This window comes from Luteimonas sp. KH_071, from assembly GCF_057838005.1.
Genome location: NZ_CM174458.1, coordinates 936,852 through 959,026 on the forward strand (window position 1 = coordinate 936,852; position 22,175 = coordinate 959,026).

Consider the following 22,175-nt stretch of genomic DNA (forward strand, 5'->3'; position numbering starts at 1 on the left):
GTCAAGTATGACCGCGCGTCCGTAATCTGTCAGAGGCCTCGACGGTGATCAGTCCACCGACACCGCATGTGCATGCTCACGCGTGGCGAGGAACTCCACGCCTTCAGCACGCTCCTGGGCCAGCTGCAGGTTCACCCGCGTTGGCGCGAGATAGACGAGCTGATCGGCGGCGTCGTAAGCCAGGTTCATCGCGTGCTTGTCGCGGAACGCCTCGAGCGTCTTCGCATCCTTGCAGCGGATCCAGCGGGCGGTGTTGACCTGCACCGGCTCGAAGCTCGCATCGACGCCGTATTCGTCCTTCAGGCGATAGGCGACCACGTCGAACTGCAGCACGCCGACCGCGCCGAGGATCAGGTCGTTGCTCATCAGCGGCTTGAAGAACTGGGTGGCGCCTTCCTCCGACAGCTGCGCGAGCCCCTTCTGCAGCTGCTTGAGCTTCAGCGGATCGCGCAGGCGCGCGCGGCGGAACAGTTCCGGCGCGAAGTTCGGGATGCCGGTGAAGGCGATGTTCTCGCCCTCGGTGAATGTATCGCCGATGGAGATCGTGCCGTGGTTGTGGATGCCGATCACATCGCCCGGATACGCCTCGGCGGCGATCTCGCGATCACTGGCCATGAAGGTCAGCGCGTTGGCGAGCTTGAGCGGCTTGCCTGTGCGCGGATGGAAGGCCTTCATGCCGGCTTCGAACCTGCCCGAACACACGCGCATGAACGCGACGCGGTCACGGTGCATCGGGTCCATGTTCGCCTGGATCTTGAACACGAAGCCGGTGAGCTTGTCTTCCTGCGGCGCGACTTCGCGCGTCGTCGTCTCGCGCACCTGCGGCGGCGGCGCGTGTTCGACGAAGAAGTCCAGCAGCGGCTGCACGCCGAAGTTGTTGACGCCCGAGCCGAAGAACACTGGCGTCTGCGTGCCCGCGCGGTAGGCCTCGAGGTCGAAGGGATGGCTGGCGCCCTGGACCAGTTCCAGCTCGTCGCGCAGGTCGGCCAGCATCTTCTCGCCGATCTTCCCGGCCAGTCCGGGCGCGTCGATCGACGGGAAGATCGTCGAATCCTGGCGGGTGAAGTTGCGGCCCGGCTCGTAGAGATGCACTTCGCCGGTCACCAGGTGCACCACGCCCTTGAGGCGCTGGCCCATGCCGATCGGCCAGGTCACCGGCGCGCATTGGATGCCGAGCACGGTCTCGACCTCGTCGAGCAGGTCGATCGGGTCCTTGCCTTCGCGGTCGAGCTTGTTGATGAAGGTCATGATCGGCGTGTCACGCAGCCGGCAGACTTCCATCAGCTTGATCGTGCGTTCCTCGACGCCCTTGGCGACGTCGATGACCATCAGCGCCGAGTCGACCGCGGTCAGCACGCGGTAGGTGTCCTCGCCGAAGTCGGCGTGGCCGGGCGTGTCGAGCAGGTTGACCACGCGGCCCTCGTAGGGGAACTGCATCACCGAGCTCGTCACCGAGATGCCGCGCTCCTTCTCCAGCGCCATCCAGTCGGACGTCGCGTGGCGCGCGGCCTTGCGGCCCTTGACCGAGCCGGCCATCTGGATCGCACCGCCGAACAGCAGCAGCTTCTCGGTCAGCGTGGTCTTGCCGGCGTCGGGGTGCGAGATGATCGCGAACGTGCGGCGGCGGGAACTTTCGGAGGCGATATCGGACATGCGGGCGGCCGCGCGGGTGCGCGCAGGCTGGAATCGGGAAGCCGCCGATTATACGACGCCGTGCGGCGGGCTCAGGGCGGGGCGAGGTTTGCGTCGGGCTGCACCTGTCCGAAGCGCAGCGGCCCGTCGGGCCCAGCCATCCGGAACGGCAGCGATTCGAGCCGCATACCGCGGTTGGCCTGGACGACGAAGTGCAGATGCGGCGCCGTGCTCAGGCCGGTATTGCCGGAGAACCCGATGATCGTGCCGCGCAGCACGCGGGCACCAGGCGCGACGACGACGCCGGCCTGCTGCAGATGCGCGTAGAGCGCCATCGTGCCGTCGTCGTGGAGGATGCGGACGAAGTTACCCCGCACGCGGTCGTCGGCGGGGTCGAACGCAATACGCGGGTCCAGGCGTGCGGTCGCATCGGATTCGACCTGCATCACCACACCATCGCGCGCGGCCAGTACCGGCGTGCCGGGCTTGACCGCGAAATCGACGGCGTGACGGTTCTCCGCATCGGCATGGCTGAAACCGCCGCCGTAGCCCTGGGCGATCTGCAGCGGTGCATCGCGCAGGGGATAGAGGTACTCCACATTCCGCGCACGTGCGGTCGGCAGGCCCGGGATGGCCACGAGCCTCAGTCGCGCACCTGCGGTGCCATCCTGCAGGTGCGCGACCACGAGGCGGCTGCCGCCCGGCACGGTGACGCGTGCCGGCAGGGCCGGCGTTGCGAGCAGCGGCGGACCGTCCGCCAGCAGGGTCACTTCCACCGGCCCGGCGAGATGGTTGATCGCGGTCGCTTCGGTGCCGCCGAAGCGCGGGCGGAGTTCGAGTTCGACGCTCGAAACGCGGGTCGGCGCCATCACGGCTTCGTGTGAAAGCGCGGGCGGTGGCGTGTGCGTACCGGGCCAGCGGCCGCTCGATGGCGTCTGCGCGAATACAAGGCCGGATGCGCAGATCACCACTGGAACGAGCACTGACGGCCATCGGCGCCTCGGCATCTGCAGGCTCAGCGGCTGCAGTCGGGGTCGAGCTGCAACGCGGTTGCGACCTCGCGCAGATCGAAGGCGACGACCGACGCATCGTCGTCGACCGCGAACAGCGCACCGGACGGGAAGCGCGCGGTGGGCGAGGGATGCAGGGCGATGCCATCGGTGGCCGCGACACGGGCGCCGGTGAAGCTGCCTGCCAGCGTGAGCTGCGCACGATCGAACACGCGGAAGACGGTACGTGGCCGCAGCTGGTCGACCACGATCCAATAGCCGCCGTCGACGCTGCACGACCACAGCGCGATCCCTTCGGGCTCCGCCTCGAACGTGCCGGCCGCCAGGGCGCGACCGGTGTACGCGCCTTCGAACGTGTAGGCGTGGATGGTGGCGTTGTGCCGCACGTCCTCGTCGGCGATCAGCAGCTGCGCGTGCGCCGGATCACCGGCGATCGACTCGACGATGCGCAGCGCGGTCTGCGCATCGGTGGCGCCGAAGCTGCCGAGCGCGGTGACTTTCGGCGCTGCGCCATCGTGCGCCTCGAAACGGTAGCGGTGCACGCGGCGGTCAAGGCTGGCGAAGTCCGGGACCTGTCTGTGGTCGGCCCCTTCCATGAAACTGTCGGTGACGTAGACCTCGAGGGTGTCCGGCGCGGTTTCGTGCAGCCACAGACCATAGGGGCTCTGCAGTGCGCCAGCGCCGAACGTGGCGATCGGGGAAAAGCCGGGCAGTGATAGGACCTGCACGCGGTGATTGTCGCGTTCGACCACGAAGACCAGATCAGCGTGCACCGCGATGCCGTTGGGGCGATCGAACGTGCCGGGCGCTGTCCCGCGGGCGCCGACTGTGCGCAGCACCGCACCGGTGTCGGCATCGAACACGCGCAGTTGATGCGTGCGTTTGGCCGTCGCGATCAGCCAGGTGCCGCCCTCTGGCGTCGGCCAGGTCGCCAGCGAGTCCAGCTGGTCCTCGGCGTGTCCGGACGAGTGCCAGGCTTCCACGATCACAGGTCGATCGGTCGCTTCCACGCCGGGCATGGTGTCGGCCTCGGGTGCGAAGGGACGTGGGGAACTGGTCGTGCAGCCGGCCAGCAGGGCGGCCGAGAACAGGAGGGCGATGCGCATCGCCGGATTATGCCGGGCGCCGCATCGTCGAGGTCACCGGTTGCACCCGAAAGTATCCATCGCTACATCCGGATGAAGCGATTGACTTTACGGAACCGCGCTGGCAACCTGCCCGCATCCATCGAGACCGGCGGAGGGGCAGGCCCTTTGATGCCGGGGCAACCTGATGGGATCCGCGCGTTGCGCGGCGTCCATCGCGGTGCCAAGTCCTGCGGGGACCTTGTGTCCACCGGAAGATGGTGATGCCGTGTCGGCGTTCGCGCCGATGTTGTATTCCGCCGACAGGCGACTTCCGGTGATTCCCGCGAGACGCGATGGCCCAGCCCATCCGGAATCCCGTGCCATGAGTCTCGTCGACACCGCCTACCGCCCCGAACCCACGCCCGATGCGGCGTACGTGCATGCGCTCGCTGCCGATGTGCCGATCGCGCACGACGTCACCCGCGGCAGCCTCGACGTGCAACTCGCCACCCGGCATGCCGGCATGCGTCAGGTCACGCTGCGGTATCAGCTGCAGGGCCCGGCAACGGCGCCGGTGGTGTTCGTCGCCGGCGGCATTTCCGCGCACCGGCATCTGGCTTCGAACGCCGCGCATGCCGAAGCCGGCTGGCTGGAAGAACTGGTCGCGCCGGGCCGCACGCTCGATCCGTCGAACCTGCGTCTGCTGGCCTTCGACTTCGTCGGCGCCGATGGCACGCTCGACGCGCCGATCGACACCACCGACCAGGCCGATGTAATCGCCGCGCTGCTCGACGCGCTGGGCATCGCGCGTCTGCATGCGTTTGTCGGCTATTCCTACGGCGCGCTGGTGGGCCTGCAGTTCGCGGCGCGCCACGCGACCCGTGTACAGCGGCTGGTCGCGGTCAGTGGTGCCCATCGCGCACATCCCTATGCGGCTGCCTGGCGCGCGCTGCAGCGACAGGCGGTCGCGCTGGGACAACTGCAGTGCGCCGATGCACAGGGGCTTTCGCTGGCGCGCCAGTTCGCGATGCTCAGTTACCGCACGCCGGAAGAATTCGCCGCGCGTTTCGACGCCGCGCCCGAGATCGTCAACGGCCGCGTGCGCGTCGCCGCCGAGGACTATCTCGACGCCGCCGGCGCGCGCTACGTCTCGCGCACACCGGTCACCGCGTGGCTGCGCTTGTCCGAATCCATCGATCTGCACCGCGTCGATCCGCGTGACATCCGCGTGCCGACCACGGTGATCGCCGTCGAAGGCGACCGCCTGGTCCCGCTCGCCGATGCAGTGACGCTGCTCGAAGGGCTGGGCCCGAGCGGCCAGCTGCGCGTGCTGCGCTCGCCGTACGGCCACGACGCCTTCCTCAAAGAAACCGACCGCATCGATGCGCTGCTCGCCACCGCGCTGCGTGCCCCCACATCCGGAGACCAAGCATGAGCATCCACGCCCCGACCGACGCCGCCTGTCAGCCCGCGACCCGCGCCGTGCGCGCCGGCATCGATCGCGATCCGGCTTATGGCGCGGTGACACCGCCGATCGTGCTGTCGAGCAACTTCAGCTTCGCCGGCTTCGGCGAGAAGCGGCAGTACGACTACACCCGCAGCGGCAATCCCACGCGTGATCTGCTCGGCGAAGCGCTGGCCGAACTCGAAGGCGGTGCGGGCGGGGTGGTCACGTCCACCGGCATGGCCGCGATCACCCTGGTGCTCAATGCACTGCTCGAACCCGGCGATCGTCTGGTCGTGCCACACGATGCCTACGGTGGCAGCTGGCGCCTGTTCGACGCACTGGCACGCAAGGGCCACTTCGAGCTGGTGACTGCCGATCTCACCGATCCACGCGCACTGGCCGACGCGCTGGCCACGCAGCCGAAGCTGGTGCTGGTGGAGACACCATCGAACCCGCTGCTGCGCATCACCGACCTGCGATTCGTCATCGACGCCGCGCACCGCGCTGGCGCGCTGGTGGTGGTCGACAACACCTTCCTGTCGCCGGCGCTGCAGCGTCCGATCGAATTCGGCGCCGACGTCGTGCTGCATTCGACCACCAAGTACATCAACGGCCACAGCGATGTCGTCGGCGGCGCGGTCATCGCGCGCGACGCCGAGCTGCACGCCCAGCTCGCCTGGTGGGCGAATGCGCTGGGCATCACCGGCTCGCCGTTCGACAGCTTCCTGACCCTGCGCGGCCTGCGCACGCTGGATGCGCGCCTGCGCGTGCATCAGGAGAACACCGCCGGCGTGGTCGCGCTGCTCGACGCCCATCCGGCTGTCGCGCGCGTCCACTACCCCGGTCTGGTCGATCATCCGGGTCATGCGATCGCCGCGCGTCAGCAGACCGGCTTCGGCGCGATGCTGTCGTTCGAACTCGCGTGCGCCCCCGGCGTGGCGCAGGACGACGTGGTGCGCGCATTCGTCGACGGCCTGCGCCAGTTCACGCTGGCCGAATCGCTCGGCGGCGTGGAAAGCCTGATCGCGCATCCGGCGACGATGACGCATGCGGCGATGACACCGGCGGCGCGCGCTGCGGCCGGGATCTCCGACGGCCTGCTGCGACTGTCGGTCGGCATCGAGGCGCTGGACGATCTGCGGATCGACATCGAGGCCGGGCTCGCCCGTGCCGCGACCGTGCTGGACGCGGCGACGCGCCCGTCCCGCGCAGGCATCGAAGCATGAGTGCCGTCGTGCAGTTGCGGCAGGGGCGCCGGGCGCAACCGCGGCCCGCGCGTCTGGCGCTGCTGGGCACCGGCACGGTCGGCTCGGCGTTCGTCGAGCGCTATGCGCGACTCGCCGCGCAGGGCGTGGCGCTGCCCGAGGTCGCGTGGCTGTGCAATTCGCGCACCCAGGTCGGCGGTGGCGACGATCTGCACGCCGCGCTCGCGCAGGCCCGTGCCGCAGCGCGACGGCGCGGCGGATTTCCCCCGTGGGCCGAAGGCGAAAGCCCGAAGCCGGGCGACATCATCGTCGACGCCACCGCCAGCGAAACCGTTGCCGACTGGCATCCCGAATGGCTGACGCGCGGCGTGCACGTGGTCACCGCCAACAAGCTCGGTACCGGCGGCGATCTGGGTCGTGCACTGTCGATCGACGATGCGCGCGCGATCGGTGGCCGCTACGGCGACAGTGCGACGGTCGGCGCAGGCCTGCCGCTGCTGCGCAGCCTGCGCGCCCTGATCGATGGCGGCGACCGCATCCATGCGATCGAAGGCGTGCTGTCGGGTTCGCTGGCCTGGCTGTTCTCGCATCATGACGGCAGCCGGCCGTTCTCGGCGCTGGTGCGCCAGGCGAGCGCGGCCGGTTACACCGAGCCGGATCCGCGCGTCGATCTGTCGGGCGAGGATGTGCGACGCAAGCTGCTGATCCTCGCGCGCGCCGCGGGCATCGCCTTGCCGGCGCATGAAGTCGTCGTCGAATCGCTGGTGCCGGACGTGCTCGCGCGCGCTGCGGAGGCGGACGTCGATCAGGCGCTGGATGCACTCGACGACACGCTGGAAGCGCGCCGCGCGGAGGCTGCGGCGAACGGTAACCGCCTGTGTTTCGTCGGCCGTTTCGACGCCGACGGTGCACGCGTGGGTCTGCGTGCATTGCCGGTCGACCATCCGCTATGCGCGGGCAACGGCACCGATAACCGCGTCGCGATCCACAGTGATCGTTACAGCGCCCAGCCGCTGGTGATCCAGGGGCCGGGCGCGGGTGCCGAGGTCACGGCGGCGGCATTGCTCGACGACGTGCTGGCGATCACCCACGCGCAGGTGAGCTGACGGGAGGACGGGGCGGGTTTCCCGACTGGGGTGAACCCTAGATCGGGTGCGCCCCGGTGTCGTGCGGGCCGCGTGCGCGCTGGAATAGCGTCATTCAGATTCCATCCAGCCAGGGGCTCACCGTGACCGACCACCTCAGCATTTCCGTCTCGCTCAGCATCAGCGGCCAGCTGCCGGCTGTGCAGAGCGCCGCCAGTACGCAGCGCACCGCCGACGGGCGCGTGCAGTTCGAGAACGACAACTACCGCATCACCGCCGGTGACAACGACGAGGTGATCGTCTTCAACAAGGCCACGGGCGAGAACTACCGGATCTGGGGCGACCCGCATGTCGAGATCGACGGCAAGCACGCCTTCGATTTCTGGGGCCAGACCACGTTCCAGCTCGATGACGGCACCAAGGTCACGATCGAGACCACGCCGTGGGCGCAGGGCGGCGACGGCGCGACCGTGGCGTCCGTGGTGACGATCACCGACGGCGATTACGGCGTGCAGATCAGCGGCGTGGACAGCAACACCCATGGCGATCTGTCGTTCCAGGAATTCGCCGGCGGCGGCCGCGTGCTCGATGCCGCGGTGCGCGACGGCAACGTGCTGCTGGAGAACGAGAACGGCAGCGGCTTCATCGCCGTCGACCAGAACGGCAACCTCCAGAACGTCGATCAGGCCTTCATTCTGGCCACCGACGAACTGAAGAACGGCGGGCCGGATTTCCTCGCCCACTTCGCCGAGATCTTCTCGTTCTTCACCGGTTTGATGGCGATCAGCTTCAACGGCGGCCTCGCGCTCGGCAGCGACAACGTCCATCGCGATCCAGAGCCGGCCGCCAAGCCGGTGGTGCCGTGGCAGTTCAGCCTGACGATGTCGATCAGCGCCTGAGGCTGCGCTCTGTTGCGAACGGCGCGCCGCGGACGCGGTGCGCCGTTCTCGTATACAGGGCGATGTAGGCCTGCCGTCGCTGCTGTCGGAACGCGCGCGACGCCGGCGATGTCGCGCGCACCCGTTGGGCCGTCAGCACTCGATGACGTTGACCGCCAGGCCGCCGCGCGAGGTTTCCTTGTACTTGTCGCGCATGTCGCGGCCGGTGTCGCGCATCGTGCGGATCACCTTGTCGAGGCTGACCTTGTGCTTGCCGTCGCCGCGGAAGGCCATGCGCGAGGCGTTGATCGCCTTGACCGCACCCATCGCATTGCGCTCGATGCACGGGATCTGCACCAGCCCGCCGATCGGATCGCAGGTCAGACCGAGGTTGTGCTCCATGCCGATCTCGGCCGCATTCTCGATCTGGCTCGGCGTGCCGCCGAGCGCGGCGGTCAGACCGGCGGCGGCCATCGAGCAGGCCACGCCCACTTCGCCCTGGCAGCCGACTTCCGCGCCCGAGATGCTGGCGTTCTCCTTGTAGAGGATGCCGACGGCCGACGCGGTGAGCAGGAAATCAAAGATGCCCTGCTCGGTGGAATTCGGGCAGAAGCGGTCGTAGTAATGCAGCACTGCCGGCAGGATGCCGGCCGCGCCATTGGTCGGCGCGGTGACGACGCGGCCACCCGCTGCATTCTCTTCGTTGACCGCAAGCGCGTAGAGGTTCACCCAATCGAGGACGGTCAGCGGATCGCGCATGCCGGCTTCGGGCTTCGACGACAGCTCGGCATGCAGCGCCGGCGCGCGGCGGGTGACGTGCAGGCCGCCGGGCAGGGTACCGGTCTGGCGGATGCCGCGCGCGACGCAGGACTGCATCGCCGCCCACAGTTCGCGCAGGCCGTCGCGGATCTCGCCCTCGCTGCGCCAGACCTTCTCGTTCTCCAGCATCAGCGTCGCGATGCTGAGGCCGTGTGCGTTGGCCTGCGCGATCAGCTCGTCGCCGCTCGAGAACGGGTAGGGCACGTCGGTGGTGTCGGCGACGATGCGGTCTTCGGCCGCCTCGTCCTCGTTGACGACGAAACCGCCGCCCACCGAGTAGTAGTCGCGCGTCGCGATGACCGCGCCGTCGGCGTCGTAGGCGGTGAAGCGCATGCCGTTGGTGTGGAACGGCAGCTTCTGCCGCTTGTTCATCACCAGATCGGATTTCTCGTCGAATGCGATCTCGTGCATGCCGCCGAGCCGGATGCGCTTGTCGCCGCGGATGCGAATCAACGCATCGGGAATGATGTCCGGGTCGATCTGGTTCGGCATGTGGCCTTCGAGCCCCATCATCAGCGCCTTGTCGGTGCCGTGGCCGCGACCGGTCAGGGCCAGCGAACCGAAGACTTCGGCTCGGATACGCGCCACGTCATCCAGCCGCCCCGGCACTTCCAGCCAGCGGCGCACGAAGCGCGCGCCCGCGCGCATCGGCCCGACGGTGTGCGAGGAACTCGGCCCGATGCCGATCTTGTAGAGGTCGAACGTGCTGACTGCCATGGGGCTATTCTACGGCCCGCGCCTGCATCCAGGCCCGCCGCGACGCGACATGACCGCTCCGACCCTGATCCTCTACCAGCGCGACGACTGCCATCTGTGCGATCTGGCGCTGGACGTGCTCGCCAACGCCGGCGTCCCGGCGTTCGACAGTGTCTTCATCGACGGCGAGCCGGCACTCGAAGACCGGTATGGCGTGCGCGTGCCGGTGCTGCGCGACGAGCGGGGCGGGTGCGAACTCGACTGGCCGTTCGACGCCGATGCTGTGCGCGGCCTGTTACGGGATCACGCGTAAGCACCCGCTGGCGCTCGCGCCTCAGGGCGTGAGGCTGCCGTCAGGCTCCATCGGGAAGAGGGTGAATCCTCGGCCGGGCGCGCGCACTTCGTCCACATCCATTTCTCGAAGTACACCCGCGCATCCTCTATCCGGTCGTCCGGAGACACGCGCTCGAACTCGGACTCGGCCCGCAGAAGCCCCAGCGCTGCCGCCTCGTCTGCCCGGGCGGATGGCGCCTCTACAAACCGGGCGGCTTAGAAACCAACTGGCGCGGGATGCCCAGCCGGTGCGCCGGGGAAATGTTCGCCGCGGACGCAGCACCGGAAGATCGGCACGGTCTGGACGCTCACTTCGCCGGCTGCAGATACACCCGGGTGCTGACGGCGATTTCGTTCGGAATCGTGCCGGTATCGGCCCAGTCGCCGCCGCCGACGCCGAAATCGAGGCGACGCACGGTCGCGCGGCCCGACAGCAGCGGACGCGCGCCGTCGGTCCAGGTGAAGGTCAGGGTCACCGGCTTGCGCACGCCGCGCAGTTCCAGCGTGCCGTCGGCGGCGTACTGCCCGTTGCCGAGATCGCGGAAGCCCGTGGCGCTGTAGGTGGCCTGGGCAAACTTCGACGCGTCGAAGAACGCGTCGCCGCGCATCTCCGAGTCGTAGTCAGCGTTCTGCGTGGTCGCGGTGGCCACGGGGATGGTCACCGCCAGCTTGCCGGCGGCCAGGTTGGCCGGGTCGAAGCTGACCGTCGTGCGGAAGCCGGGAAAGGTGCCGGAGAACGTCTCGCCCTGGTACTTGCCGGCGAAGGCCAGCGAGGAACCGGGCGCCTGCACGTAGTCGGCGGCGAAGGCGGGCAGGGTGAGCGCGGCGGTCAGCACGCCGAGGGTGAGGGATCGGATCATGCGCATGCGTCAGTCCTGTAGAGAGGAGGTCGGAGTACGGCGGCGCAGCCAGCCACGCGGCAGCATGCGCGCCAGTGTGTCGTCGCGCTGGAAGAAGTGATGGTAGAGCGCGGCGACCGCGTGCAGCAGCGCGAGGCCCACCAGCGTCCAGAACAGCAATTCGTGCACGTTGCCGGCGAGCTGGCGCAGGTCTGCATCGCGCGTCACCAGCGCAGGCAGGTTGAACAGCTTGAACCACTGCAGCGGATAGCCGGCTGCGGAGTTGAAGGTCCAGCCGCTGAGCGGAATCGCGAACAGCAGGCCGTACAGAAGCCAGTGGGTGACCGACGCGATCCGGTCCTGCCAGCGCGGCGTGCCGGGCACCGGACGCGGCGCACCGGCGTAGAGACGCCACAGCAGCCGCAGCGTGGCCAGCGCGAGAATCGTCAGGCCCAGCGATTTGTGCAGGGCGTAGAGCTCGATCTTGGTCGGGCTGTTGCGCATGTCGCCCATCACCAGCCCCAGGGTGCCGGTCGTCAGGATCAGCGCCACGACCAGCCAGTGCAGCAGCTGGCTGACGCCGCCCCAGCGGTCGGGTGGATTGCGGAGCGTCACCGGTTCGGCTCCGTCGCCGGTGGTGCAGGTGCCTCTTCGACAGGCGCGTCGGGCGCCGGCACTTCGGCATCAGGCACGTCGTCCGCGGCATCCGCATCGTCACCTGATTCCGTAGCGCCGCGACTGCGCGAGGCTTCCACTTCGAGCCGCAGTTCGACGGTGTCGCCGATCACCGACTTCCACGCATCGATGCCGAACTCGGCGCGGGACAGCGCGGCGGTCGCGGAGAAGCCCACGGTGCGACGGAACGGCGGCAGCGGATAACGCTTGAGACCATTGAGCACGACCTGCAGCGCGACCTCGCGGGTCTCCCCGCGCAGGGTCAGATCGCCGTGCACGATGGCGCGCTGTGCGTCGATCGGTTCGATCCGGGTGGAGACGAAGCTCGCGACCGGATGACGCTCGCCGTCGAGCAGGTTGCGCGCGAGCGTGGCCTGGTTCCACTTCGCGTCGCCGAGGTCCACACGCGCGATCGGAATCGAAACCTCCACGCGCGCCGTGCTCCAGTCGTCGGGATCGAACACGATCGTGCCGGTACTGCCCGAGACGGTCCCGATCGCCTTCGAAAAACCGGCGTGGTCGATCGCGAACTGCACCCGGGTGTGGACCGGGTCGAGCGCGTACTGCGCCGGCGCGGCCCATGCGGGCGCGCCCAAGCCGATCAGCACAAGGGATGACAGGACGAACTTGCACGGCAGTCGCATCGGAGAGTCCGGATGGCCGCCAAACGGGCGGTCTTGCCGATTCTAGGCGCGTGCCGTCGGCGCGGCGCAACTTGCGGTGGCAACGCAGCGTTGCGAGGATGCTGGTCGGGACGCGCGGCCAACGCGCGGCAGCGGGGTCGGGGAGCGGGATGCGTCTTGCAGGGATGATGCTGGTGGGATGGCTGTGCAGCCTGTGGGCTGGCGTCGTATGGGCGCAGGACGCGGCGGTCACGGCCAGCATTCCGCAGCCGCGGCAGATCGGCGTGCTCGACGGACTGCCGTCCAATCGCGTGAACGCCATTGCCGAGGACCAGCAGGGCTATCTGTGGATCGCCACGCGCGACGGCCTCGCCCGCTACGACGGTGTGGGCTTCCGCGTCTGGCGGGTCGACGAGGGGCTTGGTGACAATTACGTCTGGACCGTGCATGTCGATGCGCAGGACCGCGTCTGGGTGGGCACGCGGCGCGGTGGATTGACGATGCTCGATGCGAGCCGCACCACCTTCACCCATTACAACCACGACACCTATCCGGAGATCGGTGTCGACGATGTCTGGGCCGTGATGTCGATGCCGGACGGCGCGATCTGGTTCGGGACGTCTGAATCCGGACTCTACCGGCTTGCACCCGGCGGGAGTCTGCAGCACTTCGAATCGGATGCGGACGATCCGCGCAGCCTGCCGTCCAACGGCGTGAGCTACCTCGTGCCGGCGACCGACGGGACATTGTGGATCGGCACCAAGAACGGTGTCGCGCGCTGGACAGGTCGCGATTTCGAACCGTTGCGGATGCCGGCGAACGCGTCGCGGATGGTCAACGGGCTCGTCTCGGATCTGTCAGGCGATCTCTGGATCGGTCTGCAGGGAAATGGCGCGGTACGCCGTGCAAATGGCCTGACCGAGATGATGACGGACATCGATCCGGTCCTGCGTGCGCCGGTGCTGCACATGCTGGTCGAGGATCGACAGGGTGCGCAATGGTTCGATACGCGCAGCGGGCTTGCGCGCAAGGTCGATGGCCGCATCGAGGACGTACCGCTCTACAGCTTCGCGAGTCGTGGGCCGGTGCGACCTGCCTGGTCTTCGGCGTTCCAGGATCGCGAGGGCGGCCTGTGGTTTGCGAGCATGGATGCCGGCCTGTGGTACCTGCCGGCCAACTGGCGCAACTTCACCGTCATGCAGCGGCGCGTGTCGGACCCGAAGACGCCGGCCAATGCGTTCGTGCACGGGGTTGCGCGCGCCGTCGACGGCGGGTTCTGGCTGGTCGGCAACGGCGGCGTGCTCGACCATCTCGATCCTGCGACGGGTGCCATCGAACACCGCCTGACCCAGGTCTGCGGCAGCGAGGCGAACCGCAGCGTCCACGAGACCCGCGGCGGCATCGTCTGGATCGGCTGTTTCCGGCAGCTGGTGCGCTTCGACCCCGCTACCGGGCAGACCACACGCTGGCACAAGGGAGACGCTGTGGATCCCGCGCCTGACGGCCAGCACATCGACAGCATCGTGGAGCAGCGCGACGGCACCGTCTGGTTCGGCAGTGACCTGGAAATCCAGGCCCGTGCGACCGATGGGCGCGTGATGGAGTCCATCCAGGCGGGCGACGGCCGTGGAATCCCGGAACGCGTGCGGCCCATGACCATCGCGGCCTCGCCCGATGGCGGTCTGTGGCTCGCCACCACGCGCGGTGTCTACATGTGGAATGCCGTGGACCGCAGGTTCGAGCCTGTACCCGGTGGGCCGCAGCGGACGATCGGCGCGCTGGTCTGGCAAGGCGCGGACACAGTCTGGCTTGCCGGCCCGGAACGGCTGGAGGCCTACCACTGGAACGGCGCGCTGCTCGCACTGCAGCGCGCATTCGATCGTGACGACGGGCTGCCGCAGGTGATGCCGGGCGGCATAGGCGTCGATGCCAGCGGTGTCCTGTGGATCACGACGCCGCGCGGACTCGTCCGTTTCGATCCCGCCACCGCGCGTGCCCGCGTTTATGGCGTGCGCGACGGCCTGCCCAGCCAGGAATTCAGCGAGCAGCAGATCGGCGTGTCCCGCGACGGCCATTTCGCGGTCGGGACCGGCGAAGGCCTGCTGCTGTTCCATCCTGACCATGTACACCGGCGTGAGGAGACACCACCTCTGGTGGTCGAATCGATCGACCTGCGACGCGGGGACGACGAGATCGACCTGCCCACACGGGGCGCGATCATGCTGCGTCATGGGGACCGCGACCTGCGCGTGGTGGCGCGACTGTTGTCGTTCACCGACGCGCACACCCATCACTACCGTTTCCGCCTCGACGGTTACGAGTCGGAATGGATGGACGCGGACGCGCACGCAGAGCGCGTGTTCCCGCGCCTGGAGCCCGGTCGCTACACCCTGCTGGTCGAAGCGCGCACGGAAGACGGCGAGTGGACCGCGCTGCGGCCGCTGGTGATCCAACAGGCGCCGCCATGGTGGCGAACGCCGTGGGCACTGCTCGCCGCGCTTCTGGTCACCGTTCTGTGCATCTGGCGGATCGCGCACGCCTATCGCGCGCGCCTGAAGCGCCGCCACGCCTGGCAACTCGCAGAAGACAAACGCCAGGTGGCCGAGCAGGCCTCGCTGGCCAAGACCCGGTTCCTTGCCACGCTGGGCCATGAAGTCCGCACGCCGATGACCGGCGTGCTGGGCATGAGCGAACTGCTGCTCGACACCGCGCTGGATGCGCGGCAGCGGGGCTATGCCGAATCCATCCGCCGCGCCGGCGATCATCTGATGCGACTGGTCAACGATGCGCTCGATCTGGCGCGTATCGAGGCCGGAAGACTGGATCTCGACGCGCAACCGTTCGAGCTGGCGCGCCTGGTACAGGATGTGGTCGGGATGTGCGCGCCGCTGGCCCGGCAGAAATCGCTGGCATTCGACACCGTCATCGAGACCGGCGTGCCCGAGTGGGTGCACGGGGATTCCGGACGCGTCCGGCAGATCCTGCTGAATCTGCTCGGCAATGCGGTCAAGTTCACGGAACGCGGCAACGTGACGCTCCGCGTGACGACGGATGCGGACCGCGCGCTGGTGTTCGTGGTCAGCGACACCGGTCCGGGGCTGGATCCGGAGCAGCGCGAACGCCTGTTCCGGCGGTTCGAGCAAGCCGAAGGCGTGCGCACCGCCTCGCGCTATGGCGGAAGCGGTCTGGGGCTGGCGATCAGCCAGGAGCTGTCGGCAGCCATGGGCGGACACATCGACGTCGACAGCACGCTCGGCACCGGCACGCAGTTCCGCGTCGTACTGCCGCTGCCGACAGTCGACGATCCGCCAGGGCCACGCGCCGACACGAGCTACGGACAGATCACCTCGGCGGTGGGGCTGGAGATCCTGCTGGTCGAGGACGATCAGACCGTCTCGGAGGTGATTTCGGGATTGCTGGCACTGCAGGGGCACGAGGTCGTGCACGTCATGCACGGGCTTGCCGCGCTGTCGGAGATCGCCACGCGCAGCTTCGATCTGGCACTGCTCGATCTTGACCTGCCCGGCGTCGATGGGCTGACGCTGGCCGGCATGATGCGCGCGCACGGGTTCCTGCAGCCGATCGTCGCCGTCACCGCGCGTGCGGACATCGATGCGGAGGCCGCCGCGCGCGCGGCAGGGTTTGACGGCTTCCTGCGCAAGCCGCTGACGGGCGAAATGCTCTCCGACATCCTCGCCTGGAGCTGGCGCCCCACGCGCGACGACGACGAGCCGGAGGCCGGGCTCTGAGGATCCACGCCGGCGCGCGCCACTGAACGGCGCGCGCGGCGAAGCTCGCGCGTCTCAGCCATCGCGACGCCGCGACGGCAGGCTTGGCGCCTCGTGCACAAGCCGCTATCCAGACTGCGCCCATGGCCGTCGCGTCCAACGATCTGATCCAGCTGCGTCCGGAAGGGCTGTACTGTCCTGCCGGCGATTTCCATATCGATCCGTGGCGGCCGGTGGCGCGTGCGGTCATCACGCATGGTCACGGCGATCACGCCCGAACCGGCATGGGCGCCTATCACACCACCCGTATCGGGCTGCCGATCCTGGAATGGCGGCTGGGCGAGCAGATCTACGCGGCGCACGAATACGGCGCGCCGTTCCAGATGGGCGCGGCCACGGTGTCGCTGCACCCGGCCGGGCACGTGCTGGGGTCGGCGCAGGTGCGGGTCGAGGTCGACGGCGAGGTCTGGGTCGCATCGGGCGACTACAAACGCCAGCACGACCCGACCTGCGACCCGTTCGAGGTCGTGCGGTGCGACACCTTCATCACCGAGGCGACGTTCGGTCTGCCGGTCTACCGCTGGCCCGACACGTCCGAGGTCGCGCGCGATATCGTCGCCTGGCGCGACCACTGCGCCGAACGCGGCGAAGCGGCCATTCTTTACTGCTACGCCCTCGGCAAGGCCCAGCGCGTGCTGGCGGAACTCGCGGTGCATACCGATGCGCCGGTCCTGCTGCATGGCGCGGTCGCCAATGGCGTGGACGTGTACCGCCGCGCCGGCGTGCCGATGATCGACACCTTGCCGGTGTCGGATACCGACAAGGCGGCCGATTTCGCCGGCAAGCTGGTGCTGGCGCCGCCGTCCGCGGCGGGCAGTGCCTGGATCCGTCGCTTCCGCCGCGCGCAGCAGGGCTTTGCTTCGGGCTGGATGCAGATCCGCGGCAACCGCCGCCGTCGCAATTACGACCGCGGGTTCGTGGTGTCCGACCACGCCGACTGGCCTGACCTGATGCGCACCGTGCGCGAGACGGGTGCGTCGCGGGTGATCGCGACGCACGGCAACACCGACGCGATCATTCGGGCGCTCAACGAAGACGGGATTGCGGCCGAGGCATTCCGGACTGATTTCGGGGGTGAGGAGTGAGGCTGCTTCGCAGTGCGCTCGCCGCGTCGGCGCGATCGGCATGAAGCGCTTCGCCCAGCTCTACCGTGAACTCGACCAGAGCACCGCCACCCTCGACAAGCGCGCCGCGCTGATCCGCTATTTCCGCGAGGCACCGCCGCGCGATGCGGCTTGGGCGTTGTATCTGCTGTCGGGCGGCAAGGTCGCCAGCGCCCGCAAGAAGATCGCCAACACGCGCGAGTTGCGCGAATGGATCGCGATCGAGTCGGGTACGCCCGACTGGCTGGTCGACGACAGCTACGACCAGGTCGGCGATCTGGGCGAAACGCTGGCCTTGCTGCTCGATGATCCCGACGAAGCCTCGCCCGATATCGCGCTGGCAGACTGGATCGAAACGCGTCTGTTGCCGATCGCCAACAAGGATGTGGACATCCGCCGCGCGGTGATCGTCGACGCCTGGCGCACGCTGCGCTTCGACGAGCGGCTGCTGTTCAACAAGCTGCTGACCGGCGCCTTGCGTGTCGGCGTCTCACAGCGGCTGGTGCAGCAGGCGCTCGCCGAACTCACCGGCATCGACATCGCGCGGCTTGCGCAGCGCATGCTCGGCAGCTGGGCGCCGACGCCGGCGTTCCTGCGCGATCTGTTGACGGTCGAAGAACTCCCCGGTGATCGCCAGCAGCCGTATCCGTTCTTTCTCGCCTCGCCGCTGGAATCGGCGTTGCGTACCGAAGCGGGTTTGCCCGAGGCCGCGCCGGCCGAGGACGGTGAGCCGCCGATCGCGCCGGACATCATTGCGCTCGCCAACGATCCCGATGCCGTCGCGCGCGCGCTCGGGCCGATCGACGACTGGCTGCTCGAATGGAAGTGGGACGGCATCCGCCTGCAGCTGCTGCGCCGCGATGGCGAGGTCGCGCTGTGGTCGCGTGGCGAAGAACGGCTCGATGGCCGCTTTCCGGAGATCGAGGCGGCCGCACTGTCGCTGCCCGACGGCGTGGTCCTCGACGGCGAGCTGCTCGCGTGGCGTGCCGGAGACGACGCGCCGTTGCCGTTCACTGCACTGCAGACGCGCATCCAGCGCCTCAAGCCCGGCCCCAAGACCCTGGCCGACACGCCGGTGCGCCTGCAGGTCTACGACCTGCTCGAACGCGATGGCGACGACTGGCGCGCGCGTCCGCAGCACGAGCGGCGTGCGGCGCTCGAGGCCCTGATCGCCGCGCATGGCGATCCGCGCATCGTGGTCTCGCCGCGTGTCGAGGTCGCAGACTGGTCAGCAGCGGCACAGTTGCGCGAGGAAGCGCGCGACCGCGGCGTCGAAGGCCTGATGCTCAAGCGCGCGGACGCGCCATACCAGACCGGTCGGCGGCGCGGCGACTGGTGGAAGTGGAAGATCGATCCGCTGACCATCGATGCGGTGCTGCTCTACGCGCAGGCCGGCCACGGCCGGCGCAGCACGCTCTACACCGACTACACCTTCGGCCTGTGGGATGGCGACACCCTGGTGCCGGTCGCGAAGGCGTACTCGGGGCTCGACGACAGCGAGATCCTCGCGCTCGACAAGTGGATCCGCGGCCACACGCTGGAACGGTTCGGGCCGGTGCGCTCGGTGAAGGCGCATCACGTGTTCGAGCTCGGCTTCGAGGCCGTCAACGTGTCGAAGCGGCACAAGTCGGGAATCGCGGTGCGCTTTCCGCGGATCCTGCGCTGGCGCCAGGACAAGCCGATGGCCGAGGCCGACCGGCTGGACACGTTGAAGGCCCTGGCGCGATGACGCCACGCGCGAGCCGCCCAGCTGCGTCGACAGCTGCGGCGGGACAGGATGACGAGATCGCAGTACCGGCAACGAAGCGTCTGCGCGGCCCGGATTCGCCGATGCGTGCGTGGTTCGAGGCGCAGGGCTGGACCGCCGCGCCGTTCCAGCGCGAGGTCTGGAAGCGCTATCTCGCCGGAGAATCGGGACTGCTGCAGACGCCGACCGGCAGTGGCAAGACCCTGGCCGCGATCGGCGGCCCATTGCTCGAAGCGCTCGCCTCTGCGCCCACCCCGAACGCATCCTCGAAGCCGGGCAAACGACCGCCCACGCGTCCGTCCGGCAGCCTCAAGGTGTTGTGGATCACGCCGCTGCGCGCGCTCGCCGTCGACACGACCCGCGCGCTGCGCGCGCCGATCGAAGCGCTCGGTCTGGACTGGGTGGTCGCGATGCGCACCGGCGATGCCAGTGCGCGCGACCGGCGTCTCGCAAGCAGCGGGCAGGCCGACGTGCTGGTCACCACGCCCGAATCGCTGTCGCTGCTGCAGTCCTATGCCGACACCGCGCCGCAGCTCGCGCAACTGCAATGCGTAGTCGTCGACGAATGGCACGAACTGCTCGGCAACAAGCGCGGCGTGCTGCTGCAGCTCGCGCTCGCGCGTCTGCGCCGTCTGAATCCCGCGCTGCGGATCTGGGGCGTGTCGGCGACGCTCGGCAATCTGGACGAGGCCCGTGACGCGTTGTTGCCGCATCTGCCCGATGCACCGCTGGTCGCGGGCGTCGCGCCGAAGCGCTTCACGCTCGATACCCTGTTGCCGGGCGAAGACGAGCGCTTCCCGTGGGGCGGCCATCTCGGTCTGGCGCAGTTGCCGCGTGTGCTCGAACGCCTGATGCGCGAGCGCACCAGCCTGCTGTTCGCGAACACCCGCTCGCAGGCCGAGCTGTGGCACCGCGCGCTCAGCGCGGTCTGGCCGGAAGCCCCGGAGACGCTGGCGCTGCACCACGGCTCGCTCGATCCCAAGCTGCGCGCAGCGGCAGAAGAAGGCCTGCGTGACGGCAGCATCCGCTGCGTGGTCGCGACGTCCAGTCTCGATCTGGGCGTGGATTTCCCCGCCGTCGACCAGGTGCTGCAGATCGGCAGTCCGAAAGGGGTCTCACGCCTGCTGCAGCGTGCCGGCCGCGCGCGGCATCGTCCCGGTGAAGCGGGGCACGTGGTCTGCGTGCCCACGCATGCGCTCGAACTCGTCGAATACGCCGCCGCACGCGCCGCGGTCGCGGCCGGCACCATCGAATCGCGGCCGCCGCCGGTGCTCAGCCTCGACGTGCTGGCCCAGCACTGCGTGACGCTGGCACTGGGCGGCGGCTTCGAGGCCGATGCATTGCTGGACGAAGTGCGCGATACACACGCCTTCCGCGCGCTCGACGACACGGCCTGGCGCGCGGTGCTCGACTTCATCGTGCAGGGCGGCGCCGCGCTCGCGCACTACCCGGATTTCCGCCGCGTGGTGCGTAGTGACGACGGGATCTATCGCGTCGAGGACCGGCGCATCGCGCTGCGCCATCGCCTGTCGATCGGCACCATCGCCAGCGACGGATCGGTGCGCGTGAAGCTGATGCGCGGCGGCGGACTGGGCTCGGTGGAAGAGAGTTTCATCGGCCGCCTGCGGCCACGCGACAGGTTCCAGTTCGCAGGACGCACGCTGGAACTCGTGCGGCTGGAAGACATGACCGCCTATGTGCGCGTGGCGAAGTCCGGCAGCGGCACGGTGCCGAAGTGGTCGGGCGGCCGCATGGCGCTGTCGGGCACGCTGGCGCACGAGGTGGAGCGACTGTTCGAGGCGCCACGCGACGTGCCGGAGCTGCGGGCGATCGGGCGCCTGCTCGATCTGCAGCAGCGCCTTTCCGCCTTGCCCGCACCCGGCCGCCTGCTGGTGGAATGGATCCATGTGCGCGGCGGCCGGCACCTGTTTCTGTATCCCTTCGCCGGCCGCCAGGTCCACGAAGGTCTCGCCGCGTTGTGGTCGCTGCGCTGGGGGCGACTGCATCCCAACAGTTTTTCGTTCGCGGCCAACGACTACGGGCTGGTGCTGTCGCCTGCGCAGGATGTCGAGCTCGATGTCGACGACATTGCCGCGTTGCTGACGCCGGATTCGCTGCTCGAGGATCTGCGCGAAAGCCTCAACCTCGCCGAGCTCGCGCGCCGCCAGTTCCGCGACATCGCGCGCGTTGCCGGTCTGCTGCCACCGTCGCTGCCCGGCCGGGCGCCGCGTTCGATGCGCCAGCTGCAGGCATCCAGCGGCCTGTTGTTCGACGTGCTGCGCCGGCACGACCCCGACCACATGCTGCTGGCGCTGGCCGAGCGCGAGGTGTTCGCCGCGCAGCTGGAAGTGGTGCGCCTGCGCGAGACGCTGGAGGATTGCAGCGGCCGCGCCCTGTCCCTGCATGCATTGAAGACGTTCACGCCGATGTCGTTTCCGCTGTGGGCCGAGTCGCTGCGCGGCCAGCTCAGCACCGAGGACTGGCGCACGCGCGTGCAGCGCGCCGCCGCGCAGCTGGAGAAACGCAACCGTGGTTGAGACGTCGGTCCCGGGCAGCCTCGTCATCGAGCTGGCGGGCGAATCGCTGGTGCTGCTCCCCGGGCGCGCGCTGTGGTGGCCGCGCATGTCGCTGCTCGCGATCGCGGATCTGCATCTGGGCAAGGGCGATCATTTCCGCCGCGCCGGCATCGCGCTGCCCAGCGGCGGGACTGCGCATGACCTGCAGCAGCTCGATGGCCTGCTCGCATCGACCCGTGCCGCGCGCCTGCTGGTGCTCGGCGATCTGCTGCATGCAGCGGTGACCGATGCGCCCTGGCGTGACGCCTGGATCGACTGGCGCAGAGGACGCGCCGCGCTGTCGGTGGAACTCGTCAGCGGCAACCACGACCGCGCGCTGCGCGCCCGTCCCGGCCTGGCCACGGAACTGGGCATCCATGTCCACGGCGCGGCGCTGGCATTCGCACCCTTCCAGTTCGTGCACGACCCGGCCGACATCAGCGACGCGGCCGCGGGCTACCGGCTCGGGGGGCATCTGCACCCGGTGGTGCGGCTGCCCGGCGTGCCGCGATTGCCGGCGTTCCGCTTCGATGCCACGTCGGGCGTGCTGCCGGCGTTCACGGCGTTCGCCGGTGGCTGGCGCGTCGAACCAGAGCCCGGCACGCGGCTGTTCGCATGTGCGCCGGACGTGGTGGTGGACCTGTCGTCGGGTTGAGTGATCGCGGCAGGCGCG

General features: G+C 69.0%; 17 protein-coding genes and 1 riboswitch. Of the genes, 10 read left to right on the forward strand and 7 right to left on the reverse strand.

What is annotated here, in order from left to right; all coding sequences use genetic code 11:
* Nucleotides 1-48: 48 nt before the first annotated feature.
* The 3 genes from AC3IRM_RS04300 to AC3IRM_RS04310 form a co-directional block, all read right to left on the reverse strand.
* A complete protein-coding gene (locus AC3IRM_RS04300) occupies nucleotides 49-1,653 on the reverse strand; it encodes a peptide chain release factor 3 (protein ID WP_489205021.1) in 1,605 nt (534 codons plus the stop codon).
* Between the two features lie 71 nt (nucleotides 1,654-1,724).
* Nucleotides 1,725-2,501, reverse strand: a complete 777-nt coding sequence (locus tag AC3IRM_RS04305) for a M23 family metallopeptidase (protein ID WP_489205022.1) — start codon at nucleotides 2,499-2,501, stop codon at nucleotides 1,725-1,727.
* Nucleotides 2,502-2,647: 146 nt separating this feature from the next.
* Nucleotides 2,648-3,748, reverse strand: coding sequence for an NHL repeat-containing protein (locus tag AC3IRM_RS04310; protein WP_489205023.1), 1,101 nt, complete (start codon nucleotides 3,746-3,748; stop codon nucleotides 2,648-2,650).
* A gap of 115 nt (nucleotides 3,749-3,863) precedes the next feature.
* A riboswitch (SAM riboswitch) is annotated at nucleotides 3,864-3,991 on the forward strand.
* A gap of 241 nt (nucleotides 3,992-4,232) precedes the next feature.
* Between AC3IRM_RS04310 and metX the strand changes: the two genes are divergently transcribed.
* The 4 genes from metX to AC3IRM_RS04330 all read left to right on the forward strand — a co-directional run bounded on the left by metX (nucleotide 4,233) and on the right by AC3IRM_RS04330 (nucleotide 8,345).
* Nucleotides 4,233-5,144, forward strand: a complete 912-nt coding sequence (gene metX / locus AC3IRM_RS04315) for a homoserine O-succinyltransferase MetX (protein WP_489205833.1) — start codon at nucleotides 4,233-4,235, stop codon at nucleotides 5,142-5,144.
* Complete coding sequence (locus tag AC3IRM_RS04320) at nucleotides 5,141-6,382, forward strand: O-succinylhomoserine (thiol)-lyase (RefSeq protein WP_489205024.1); 1,242 nt, start codon at nucleotides 5,141-5,143, stop codon at nucleotides 6,380-6,382. Before metX ends, AC3IRM_RS04320 begins: the two co-directional genes overlap by 4 nt.
* Nucleotides 6,379-7,467: a Rossmann-fold NAD(P)-binding domain-containing protein gene (locus AC3IRM_RS04325; protein ID WP_489205025.1), complete on the forward strand. Its 1,089-nt coding sequence runs from the start codon at nucleotides 6,379-6,381 to the stop codon at nucleotides 7,465-7,467. Before AC3IRM_RS04320 ends, AC3IRM_RS04325 begins: the two co-directional genes overlap by 4 nt.
* 122 nt (nucleotides 7,468-7,589) lie before the next feature.
* Entirely contained in the window at nucleotides 7,590-8,345 is a 756-nt protein-coding gene (locus AC3IRM_RS04330; protein WP_489205026.1) for a DUF1521 domain-containing protein, read from the forward strand.
* Nucleotides 8,346-8,477: 132 nt separating this feature from the next.
* On the opposite strand, the gene AC3IRM_RS04335 is transcribed toward AC3IRM_RS04330, so the two are convergent.
* Nucleotides 8,478-9,860, reverse strand: coding sequence for an L-serine ammonia-lyase (locus AC3IRM_RS04335; RefSeq protein ID WP_489205027.1), 1,383 nt, complete (start codon nucleotides 9,858-9,860; stop codon nucleotides 8,478-8,480).
* 49 nt (nucleotides 9,861-9,909) lie between these two features.
* On the opposite strand from AC3IRM_RS04335, the gene AC3IRM_RS04340 reads away from it, so the two are divergent.
* The gene (locus AC3IRM_RS04340) at nucleotides 9,910-10,152 is read left to right on the forward strand and encodes a glutaredoxin family protein (RefSeq protein ID WP_489205028.1); all 243 of its coding nucleotides are present in this window, start codon (nucleotides 9,910-9,912) and stop codon (nucleotides 10,150-10,152) included.
* Nucleotides 10,153-10,480: 328 nt separating this feature from the next.
* Here AC3IRM_RS04340 and AC3IRM_RS04345 read toward each other — a convergent pair whose 3' ends face one another.
* Genes AC3IRM_RS04345 through AC3IRM_RS04355 form a run of 3 tightly spaced genes read right to left on the reverse strand, consistent with a single transcriptional unit; the run spans nucleotide 10,481 to nucleotide 12,330 of the window.
* Complete coding sequence (locus tag AC3IRM_RS04345) at nucleotides 10,481-11,032, reverse strand: YceI family protein (protein ID WP_489205029.1); 552 nt, start codon at nucleotides 11,030-11,032, stop codon at nucleotides 10,481-10,483.
* 9 nt (nucleotides 11,033-11,041) lie between these two features.
* Nucleotides 11,042-11,626: a cytochrome b gene (locus tag AC3IRM_RS04350; protein WP_489205030.1), complete on the reverse strand. Its 585-nt coding sequence runs from the start codon at nucleotides 11,624-11,626 to the stop codon at nucleotides 11,042-11,044.
* The gene (locus AC3IRM_RS04355) at nucleotides 11,623-12,330 is read right to left on the reverse strand and encodes a YceI family protein (RefSeq protein WP_489205031.1); all 708 of its coding nucleotides are present in this window, start codon (nucleotides 12,328-12,330) and stop codon (nucleotides 11,623-11,625) included. Before AC3IRM_RS04355 ends, AC3IRM_RS04350 begins: the two co-directional genes overlap by 4 nt.
* On the opposite strand from AC3IRM_RS04355, the gene AC3IRM_RS04360 reads away from it, so the two are divergent.
* The 5 genes from AC3IRM_RS04360 to pdeM all read left to right on the forward strand — a co-directional run bounded on the left by AC3IRM_RS04360 (nucleotide 12,300) and on the right by pdeM (nucleotide 22,157).
* Nucleotides 12,300-16,058 (forward strand): hybrid sensor histidine kinase/response regulator, encoded by a 3,759-nt coding sequence (locus AC3IRM_RS04360; RefSeq protein ID WP_489205032.1) that lies wholly within the window; start codon nucleotides 12,300-12,302, stop codon nucleotides 16,056-16,058. The genes AC3IRM_RS04355 and AC3IRM_RS04360 overlap by 31 nt on opposite strands.
* A gap of 122 nt (nucleotides 16,059-16,180) precedes the next feature.
* On the forward strand, nucleotides 16,181-17,182 hold the full coding sequence (locus AC3IRM_RS04365; RefSeq protein ID WP_489205033.1) for a ligase-associated DNA damage response exonuclease: 1,002 nt from the start codon (nucleotides 16,181-16,183) through the stop codon (nucleotides 17,180-17,182).
* 40 nt (nucleotides 17,183-17,222) lie between these two features.
* Nucleotides 17,223-18,929, forward strand: coding sequence for a cisplatin damage response ATP-dependent DNA ligase (locus tag AC3IRM_RS04370; RefSeq protein WP_489205034.1), 1,707 nt, complete (start codon nucleotides 17,223-17,225; stop codon nucleotides 18,927-18,929).
* A gap of 101 nt (nucleotides 18,930-19,030) precedes the next feature.
* The gene (locus AC3IRM_RS04375; RefSeq protein ID WP_489205035.1) at nucleotides 19,031-21,484 is read left to right on the forward strand and encodes a ligase-associated DNA damage response DEXH box helicase; all 2,454 of its coding nucleotides are present in this window, start codon (nucleotides 19,031-19,033) and stop codon (nucleotides 21,482-21,484) included.
* The gene (gene pdeM / locus AC3IRM_RS04380; RefSeq protein ID WP_489205036.1) at nucleotides 21,477-22,157 is read left to right on the forward strand and encodes a ligase-associated DNA damage response endonuclease PdeM; all 681 of its coding nucleotides are present in this window, start codon (nucleotides 21,477-21,479) and stop codon (nucleotides 22,155-22,157) included. The genes AC3IRM_RS04375 and pdeM overlap by 8 nt, the downstream gene beginning before the upstream one ends.
* Nucleotides 22,158-22,175: the final 18 nt, after the last annotated feature.